8 protein-coding genes are annotated in these 8,286 nt (G+C 74.0%); 3 read left to right on the top strand and 5 right to left on the bottom strand.

Annotated features, from left to right (window positions below; genetic code table 11):
- The first annotated feature begins 118 nt into the window (after nucleotides 1–118).
- The gene (locus VK501_RS12385) at nucleotides 119–424 is read left to right on the top strand and encodes a DUF4333 domain-containing protein (protein ID WP_324337728.1); all 306 of its coding nucleotides are present in this window, start codon (nucleotides 119–121) and stop codon (nucleotides 422–424) included.
- 558 nt (nucleotides 425–982) lie between these two features.
- Here VK501_RS12385 and VK501_RS12390 read toward each other — a convergent pair.
- Genes VK501_RS12390 through VK501_RS12410 form a run of 5 tightly spaced genes read right to left on the bottom strand, consistent with a single transcriptional unit; the run spans nucleotide 983 to nucleotide 6,111 of the window.
- Nucleotides 983–1,960: a VWA domain-containing protein gene (locus tag VK501_RS12390; RefSeq protein WP_324337729.1), complete on the bottom strand. Its 978-nt coding sequence runs from the start codon at nucleotides 1,958–1,960 to the stop codon at nucleotides 983–985.
- A complete protein-coding gene (locus VK501_RS12395; protein WP_324337730.1) occupies nucleotides 1,957–2,814 on the bottom strand; it encodes a DUF58 domain-containing protein in 858 nt (285 codons plus the stop codon). Before VK501_RS12395 ends, VK501_RS12390 begins: the two co-directional genes overlap by 4 nt.
- Nucleotides 2,815–2,873: 59 nt before the next feature.
- Entirely contained in the window at nucleotides 2,874–3,905 is a 1,032-nt protein-coding gene (locus VK501_RS12400) for an AAA family ATPase (RefSeq protein ID WP_324337731.1), read from the bottom strand.
- Between the two features lie 17 nt (nucleotides 3,906–3,922).
- Nucleotides 3,923–4,888 (bottom strand): VWA domain-containing protein, encoded by a 966-nt coding sequence (locus VK501_RS12405; protein WP_324337732.1) that lies wholly within the window; start codon nucleotides 4,886–4,888, stop codon nucleotides 3,923–3,925.
- Complete coding sequence (locus VK501_RS12410) at nucleotides 4,885–6,111, bottom strand: S1C family serine protease (protein ID WP_324337733.1); 1,227 nt, start codon at nucleotides 6,109–6,111, stop codon at nucleotides 4,885–4,887. Before VK501_RS12410 ends, VK501_RS12405 begins: the two co-directional genes overlap by 4 nt.
- A gap of 108 nt (nucleotides 6,112–6,219) precedes the next feature.
- On the opposite strand from VK501_RS12410, the gene VK501_RS12415 reads away from it, so the two are divergent.
- Together VK501_RS12415 and VK501_RS12420 are read left to right on the top strand one after the other, a co-directional pair.
- Nucleotides 6,220–7,116 (top strand): aldose 1-epimerase, encoded by an 897-nt coding sequence (locus VK501_RS12415; protein ID WP_324337734.1) that lies wholly within the window; start codon nucleotides 6,220–6,222, stop codon nucleotides 7,114–7,116.
- A gap of 106 nt (nucleotides 7,117–7,222) precedes the next feature.
- On the top strand, nucleotides 7,223–7,969 hold the full coding sequence (locus VK501_RS12420) for an SDR family NAD(P)-dependent oxidoreductase (protein ID WP_324337735.1): 747 nt from the start codon (nucleotides 7,223–7,225) through the stop codon (nucleotides 7,967–7,969).
- Nucleotides 7,970–8,286 lie beyond the last annotated feature (317 nt).

Below are 8,286 nucleotides of genomic sequence, written 5' to 3' on the forward strand. Positions count from 1 at the left end.
CTGGGAGCGCGGTGAAGGATTCGCCGCGCCCATCTCCGGCCGTGGACACAGCGCCAGATCGCCACCCGATGTCTTGACAATGCGGATGCATTGCCTGCGGCATCGTGCGTCGCCTGGCTTGGTCCACGACCGAATCTGGCCGGGGCGAATCATCTTCACCGCACTCCTCGCGCTGACCGCCGCCGCGCTGGGAGCCTGCGGCGGCAACGTCGACCGCAAGGACCTCGAGACGAAGATCGCCGACTTCGTCCGGCAGCAGACGGGCACGAAGATCGACGTCCACTGCCCCGACGGCGTCAAGGCCGACGAGGGCAACCGCGTGCGCTGCACCACCGAGCTTTCCGGCGCACCGACCGACATCACCATCCAGTTCGTCGGCGGCGGCCGCTTCCGCATCACGCAGACGCGGCTGCAGACGGGCTGACGGGGCCTCGGGCGTCGAGGGACGAATGAATCTCGCTGGACGAGATTCATTCGTCCCTCGACGCTGGGGCGCGGGCGTGGGGGACTGATGTCGTGGAGCGCGGCACGGGTGCGGGCGTCGTTCTTCTGTCGTTGGCAGCGCCGCTGGGATCGGCGCCCCGCCTCGGCGTTCTCGGGGCTCCGGCGTCGTCGGGCGGGCACCGACGGAAGCATGCGCGGCTAGCCGTGCCGGCGCCCGGGGTCGTCCTCCGGCGTGCGGGGTCGGGCCTCCGCGCGCCTGGGGGCGTCGAGGGACGAATGAATCTCGCTGTACGAGATTCATTCGTCCCTCGATGGCGGGGCCGACGGTTTGGGACCACCCGTCGCGCCGGCGCGACCGCTCCCGCCACGTTCCCGTCGGTGCCGAGCCGATGATGCCGGCGCCCCGGCAGCGCGACGCGCGGGACGCCAACCGCGCTGGCGCCGCCATCCACAGCGCAAGAGCGCCGGCGGCCCGATCGCGCCGCACGACGTCAGTCCCCGACGCCCGGCCACCCCGACTCGACGGGCCCCCGCCCCCCTACGGCAGCCGGCCCACCCGCGGCAGCGACAGCAGGCCCGCGGCCACCAGGAGGATGAGGCCGCCGATGGCGAAGCTCGACGTGATCTCGCGTTCCTGGTGCTTGGTCGCCAGGCGCGAGCCGAGCGTGCGGTAGATCCCGCGCAGCTGGCCGGCGTCGTCGCTGGTGAACGAGCGGCCGCCGGAGATGTCGGCGATCTGCTTGAGCGTCTCGGGGTCGGGCGGCACGGCGATCGGCGGGCTCAGCGGGCTCACCGGGTTCGGGATGGTCGCGTCGGCCGTGCCGAGGGCCACCGTGTAGATCGGGATCTTCAGGCGCTTGGCGGTGCGGGCGACCTCGACCGGGTCGCGGCCCGACGTCGTCTTGCCGTCCGACAGCAGGACGATCGCCGAGACCGGGCGCGCGGCGGCGCGGCCGTTGGGCGCCAGCGCGCCGAGCGCGACCTGCAGCGCCTCGCCGGTGGCGGTCGCGCCAGCGGCGGTCTGCGCCTCGAGCGTCTGCTTGATCACGTCGCGGTCCAGCGTCGGCGTGCGCGTGCCGTCGGGGCCGTCGGAGTAGGTCACGACGCCGACGCGCGTGGCGGCCGGGAGCTGGCCCAGGAAGGTCGTGGCCGCCTGCTGCGCGGCGCTGAGGCGGTCGGGCTCCACGTCGGTGGCCGCCATCGAGCCGGAGTGATCGGTGACGAGCACGACCGACGCGCCCTCGACGGGCACGGCGACCGTGTGCTGCGGCTTGGCCAGCGCGACCGCCAGCGCGGCCATCGCGGCCAGCGCGAGGCCGGTCGGGACGAAGCGGCGCCAGGCGGGCACGGTGCCGGCGGCGATCGCGAGCGTCGCGGCGGCGGGGAAGCGGACGGCGTAGCGCGTCGCCCGGCGCCGGCTGGCCGTCAGCGCGAGGATCGCGAGCGGGATGGCGAGCAGGGCGAGCAGCCCGGCGGGCGCGGCGAAGCTGATCGCCATCGGGGTCGCAACGCTCATCGCAGGCGCCGTCCCAGTTGCAGGAGCCAGTCCTCGTCGGTGCTCAGCGGCGCGTGGTCGACACGCAGGCGGCGCAGCTCGGAGGCGAGCGTCTGGCGCCGCTGCGCCTCGAGCGCCTCGAAGCGCTCGCGCACGCGGGGACGCGACGTGTCGACCTCGAGCCGCTGACCGGTCTCGGGATCGACGACGGCGATGCGGCCGACGGGCGGGAGCGATCCCTCGCGCGGGTCGTGGACCTCGACGGCGAGGACGGCATGGCGGGCACGCAGGTTGCCCATCGCGCGCGTCCAGTCGTGCTGCTCGCGGAAGTCGGAGATGACGACCACGAGGCCCGGCTGGCGCGCGACGCGCCCGATCCGGCCGAGGGCGTCGCCCAGCGCGCCGGGCTCGTGGTGGCCGTCGGTGCCGACGCCGTCGCGCAGCGCCCGGCGCAGCGCCACCATGCCGGCCTTGGAGCCGCGCGGCGGCAGCAGGCGGGGCTCGCCGGCGCCGAACGCCAGCACGCCGATGCGCCCGGCGTGGCGCAGCGCCAGGCGGCCGACGGCGAGCGCGACGCCCTCGGCCACGTCGGCCTTCAGACGGTCCGCCGTGCCGAACGCCATGGACGCCGAGACGTCGATCGCCAGCCAGCTGGTGAGCGTGCGCTCGGGGACCTCGAGGCGGACGTGGGGCTCGCCGCTGCGGGCGGTGGCCGCCGCGTCGATGCGGCGGACGTCGTCGCCGAACGCGTACGGGCGCAGCTGCGCCAGCTCCGTGCCGGCGCCGACGCCCGCGGCGCGCCGGTCGCCCGGCAGCGCCCCCGCGACCCGCCGCGTGACGGCGAGCGCCAGCGCGTCCAGCAGCGCGAGCGGCATCGGGCCCGGGCCCTGCCGGGCGGCCGGTGGAGCGAGCGGCGGTGTGGTGCCGCTGGGCGTCACGCGGCCGCGGTCCTGGTCGAGCGGTGCAGGTAGCGGTCCTCGGGCTCGGGGACGGCGTCGAGCACCCGGTTGAGGATGTCGTCGGCGGTGATGCCCTCGCTCAGCGCGTCGTAGGACAGCACGAGGCGGTGGCGCAGGACGTCGGGCGCGAGGTCGCGCACGTCGCCGGCGTTGACGTAGCCGCGGCCGCGCAGCATCGCCAGCGCGCGGGCGGCGTGCACGAGGCCGATGGGCCCGCGGGGGCTGGCGCCGAACTCGACCATGCCGGCGAGGTCGCCGAGGCCGTGGGCGGCGGGGTGGCGCGTGGCGTCGGCGAGGGAGACCGCGTAGGCGATGATGTCGCGGTCGACGAGCACGGCGTGCGCCGCGGCGGCGTAGCGCTCCAGCGCCGGCAGCTCGAGGCGCTGGCGGATCTCGGGCGCCTCGCCGAGGCTCCGGCCGACGACGGCGGCCTCCTCGCCGGTCGTCGGGTAGTCGACGACGAGCTTCATCAGGAAGCGGTCGACCTGCGCCTCGGGCAGCGGGTAGGTGCCCTCGGACTCGATCGGGTTCTGCGTGGCGAGCACGAGGAACGGCTTGGGCACGGGGAACGTGGTGCCGCCGATCGTGACCTGGTGCTCCTGCATGACCTCCAGCAGCGCGGACTGCACCTTGGCGGGCGCGCGGTTGATCTCGTCGGCGAGCAGCACGTTGCCGAAGACGGGGCCGAGCTCGGTGTCGAACCGGCCCGTGTCGGGGCGCCAGATCCGCGTGCCCACGAGATCGGCGGGCACGAGGTCCGGGGTGAACTGCACGCGCCTGAACGTGCCGCCGACGACGTCGGCCAGCGTCCGCACGGTCAGCGTCTTGGCCAGGCCGGGCACGCCCTCCAGGAGGACGTGGCCGCCGGCGAGCAGGCTGACCATCAGGCGCTCGAGCATCGCGTCCTGGCCGACGATGACGCGCTTGATCTCGTGCAGCGCCTCGCCGAGCGCGCGGCGCGGGTCCTCGTGAGGGTCGGGCTGGATGGTCTGGGTGTCGTCGTCCACGGGGGTCTCCTTGATGATCAGATGAGGCGGCCGAACCAGCGCAGCGACAGCGCGGCGCCGAGGGCGAGCAGGGCCAGTCCGGCGCCCGCGAAGCCGGCGGTGATCTCGCGCGGCTCCTTCTTGCGACCCAGCTGGGAGCCGAGCCGCTGGTAGACCGTCGAGAGGTCCTTGGCGGAGGCGGCGGTGTAGGCGCGGCCGCCGGAGGCCTGCGCGACGGCGCGCAGCGAGGCCTCGTCGGGCGGGACGCGGCGCGTGATCGTGCCGGTGCCCCCGTCGGTGCGCGGAACGGTGATCGTCCCGCCGGGCGTGCCGAGGGCGACCGTGTAGATCGGGATCTTGAGGCGCTTGGCGGCGGCGGCCGCGTCCTCGGGCCGGACGCCCTTGGTCGACACGCCGTCGGAGAGCAGCACGATCGCCGACGGCGGCTTGCGACCGTTCACCGACGGCGCCCCCTGCAGGACGCGCACGGCCGTCTGGATCGCCTCGCCCGTCGCCGTGCCGCCGCTGGACTTCAGGCGGCCGAGCGCGAGCGCAAGGTCGTCGCGGTCCTGGGTCGGGGACTGCAGCACCTGCGGCACCTGGTTGAAGGCCATGACGCCGACGTTGACCTGCTTGGGCACGCCGTCGACGAACTTCTGGGCGGCGCGGCGGGCGGCCACGAGCCGGCTGGGCGCGACGTCGGTCGCCAGCATCGAGCCGCTGACGTCGGTCAGCAGCATGATCTGGGCGTGCTCCACCGGCACCGCGACGGTGCGCTGCGGCCGCGCGGCCGCGACCACCAGGACGGCGATCGCCAGCACGAAGGCCAGCAGCGGGACGTGGCGGCGCCAGCGCGGCCGGCGGGGCGCGATCGACGGCGCCATCGTCGGCGCCGCGAACGCCGCGGCCGCCCGCACGCGGTTGCGCTGCAGCGCGACGTACCAGGCGGCCAGCGCCGGCACGATCAGCAGCGCCAGGAGGATGAGGGGCGCGCCGAAGCTCACGGGGTCTTCGCGGGCCGCGCCTTCAGCTGGACGTCGATGTCGGTCTTGGAGCCGTTGCGCTCCACGGTCAGCGTGATGTGGTCGCCCGGCGCCTTGCGGTTGATCGCCGTCGACAGCGCGCTGGCGTCGCTGACGGGCTGGCCGTCGACCGCGGTGACGAGGTCGCCGACCTGCACGCCGGCGGACTCGGCCGGCCCGTTGGTGTTCAGCGAGGCGATCGAGGCCCCCGGCGTCGTGATGCGCGCCGGGTTTGAGTCGATGGTCACGCCGAGCCACGCGTGGCTGACCGAGCGACCCTGCTTGAGGCCGGGCAGCACCTGGCGGACGGTGTTGGACGGGACGGCGAAGCCGATGCCGACGTTGCCCGATCCGCCGACCGAGGTCGCGATCTGCGAGTTGACGCCGATGACGCGACCACCGTCATCGAGCAGCGGGCCGCCCGAGTTGCCGGGGTTGATCGCCGCGTCGGTCTGGATGACGTCGTCGATCTGGAAGCCGTTGGGCGCCTGCAGCGTCCGGCCCAGGCTGGAGACGATGCCCTCGGTGACGGTGCGGTCGAGGCCGAACGGGTTGCCGATCGCGATCGCGACGTCGCCGACCTGCACGCCGGTGGAGTCGGCGAACTGCAGCGGCTTGGCGTCGGCCGGCGCCTGTGAGGGATCGATGTGGACGACCGCGAGATCGCTCGACGGGTCGACGCCGCGGACCACGCCGCGGATGTTGCGGCCGTCGGTCCCGAACTTGACGGTGACGGTCCTGTCGGTGTCGACGACGTGGTCGTTGGTGACGAGCGTGCCCTGGTCGTCGATCAGGAACCCGGTGCCGCTGCCGGTCGCCGTGCGGATGGAGACGACCGCGGGACTGGCCTGCGCGTAGATCGTGCCGGCGCGGGTCTGCCCGCGGGTGGGGGTGATCGGCTTGGACGCGACGGCCGGCAGGGCGGCGGGGTTGGCGGGGCCGTCGTTGCCGTTGCCGTCGAGCAGCGCGCCCGCGGCGAACGCGCCGCCGCCGACGGCCAGCAGGCCGACGGTCGCGACGCCGGCGATCCTGCCGCGGCTGGTGCGGCGGGGGGTGCGGACGCCCTCGGCCTCACGGCCGGGCGCGGCGGCAGCCGCGGCCTCGGCCTGGGCGCGGCGCGCGGCCTCGGCCTCGGCGCGAAGGCGGGCGTCCTCCTCGGACTCCTCCTGCCAGCCGCCGCTCCAGATGTGCTTGGGAGGGGTCATGCGTGCGTCATCTCCCCGTCGAGGACCGTCACCATGCCGACAGGGTGGGACCGCTTCCTGATGCTGGCCCTACGCCCGCCTAAAGGCTTTGTAAGACAAGATGGCGCGATGTCACTCGACGTGGTCACGCTGCGGGCGGATGGATTGACCTCACGGTGGGTCCCGTCGGTGGGCATGGTGGGAGTGTCCCTCTTCCATCAAGGGCGTGAGCTTCTCGGGCAACGGCGCGGACTCAACGCCTACGCAGAGCAGGGCTCGACGTTCGGCATTCCGCTACTGCACCCCTTCGCCAACCGCCTCGGCGGCTTCACCTACGCCCAGCAGGGAATCGCCGTGACGCTCGACGCGTCCTCGCCGTACGTGCGCACCGAGGAGCACGGCCTGCCGATCCACGGCCTGCTGGCCGCCGAGCCGGGGTGGGTCGTCCGCGAAGCGGGCGCGACGACGCTCTCGGCGGACTTCGCGTTCGAGGACGCCGGGCTGCTGAAGCTGTTCCCGTTCCGCCACCGGGTGTCGCTGGACATCGTGCAGGAGCCCGACCGGGTCACGGTCAGCACCACGGTGACGCCGACGGGCGACCGTCCCGTCCCGATCGCCTTCGGCTTCCATCCCTACCTCACGATCCCGGGCGTCGCGCGCGACAAGCTCGTGCTGCGCACGCCGGCGATGACGCGCCTGGGCCTCGACGCGCAGGGCCTGCCCGACGGCCGGCGCGAGCCGCACGACGGCCGCGACGAGCCGCTCGGCGAGAGCACCTACGACGACCACTTCACCGACCTGGGCGACGCTCCCTCGTTCACGCTGGCCGGCGGCGGCCGCGAGATCGTCATGCACTTCGTCGAGGGCTTCACGCACCTCCAGCTGCTCGCGCCGCCGAGGTCGCCGGTGATCGCCATCGAGCCGATGACCGCGGCGATCGACGCGCTGCGCACCGGCGAGGGGCTGCGGTCGGTCACCGAGCCGTTTCGGGCGACCTTCGCGATCGAGGTTCAGCCGTCCGCCTAGGGGTGCCGTAGGCGGCCAGCGAGGCGGAGGCCCACGATGGCCAGCCGTCGGCGCCGGAGGTGGGTCCCCAGTCGCGATAGCGACATGGTCTCCTAGCCTGGCGGCCATGAACATCGATCTCTCAGGGCAGGTCGTCGCCGTCACCGGCGCGTCGTCGGGCATCGGGGAGGCGACCGCGCTGGCCGCCGCGCAGGCGGGCGCCGCCGTCTCGCTGGCGGCACGCCGCGCCGATCGCATCGAGGCGCTGGCGAAGAAGATCATCGACGGCGGGGGCCGCGCGGTGGCCATCCCGACCGACGTGGCGAAGGAGGACGAGGCGGCCGCGTTCGTCCAGCGCACCAGGGACGAGCTCGGCGGGCTGGACGTCCTCGTCAACAACGCGGGCGTGATGCTGCTCGGCCCGATCCCCGGCGCCGACGCCGGCGAGTGGCGCCGGATGATCGACGTCAACGTCTACGGCGTCCTCTACACGACCCACGCCGCGATCGGCGGCCTGCTGGAGCAGGGCTCGGGCCACATCGTCAACGTCAGCTCGGTCGCGGGCCGCCGCGCCACCGCGGGCTCCGGCGTCTACAACCTGACGAAGTTCGGCGTCAACGCGTTCTCCGAGGCGCTGCGCCAGGAGGTCACCGCGCAGGGCGTCCGCGTCACGCTGATCGAGCCCGGCGCCGTCGCGACCGAGCTGCGCGAGCACAACCGGCCCGAGATCCAGAAGCAGATGGACGAGCGCTTCGCGGGCGTGGAGAAGCTGAAGTCCGAGGACATCGCCAACGCCATCATCTACGCGATCGGGCAGCCCGACTACGTGTCGATCAACGAGGTGCTGGTCCGCCCGACCAAGCAGGTCGGCTGAGCCTCGCCCAGAGGGCTCGTTCAGCTGCGGGCGCTCGCCCATGGGGCTCGCACCCGCGGCCACCGGACCCGCGGGCGCCGTCTAGGAGACTGTGTCGCTATCGCGACTGGGGACCCACCTCCGGCGGCGACGGCTGGCAGTCGCGGGCCTCGGCCTCGCTGGCCGCCTACGGCACCCCTAGGAGCGTGGGTCTGTAACCCGTCCGGGTCGCCGGGGACGATGCGCGTCATGTCGTCGTCGTTGCCGGATCGGTTGATCGAGGTCGAGCCGGTGGAGGTGCCCGCCGTCGGGCGGGCTCCGGCGGGGACGTCGAAGAC

It is taken from the genome of Baekduia sp., from assembly GCF_035318805.1.
GTDB lineage: Bacteria > Actinomycetota > Thermoleophilia > Solirubrobacterales > Solirubrobacteraceae > Baekduia.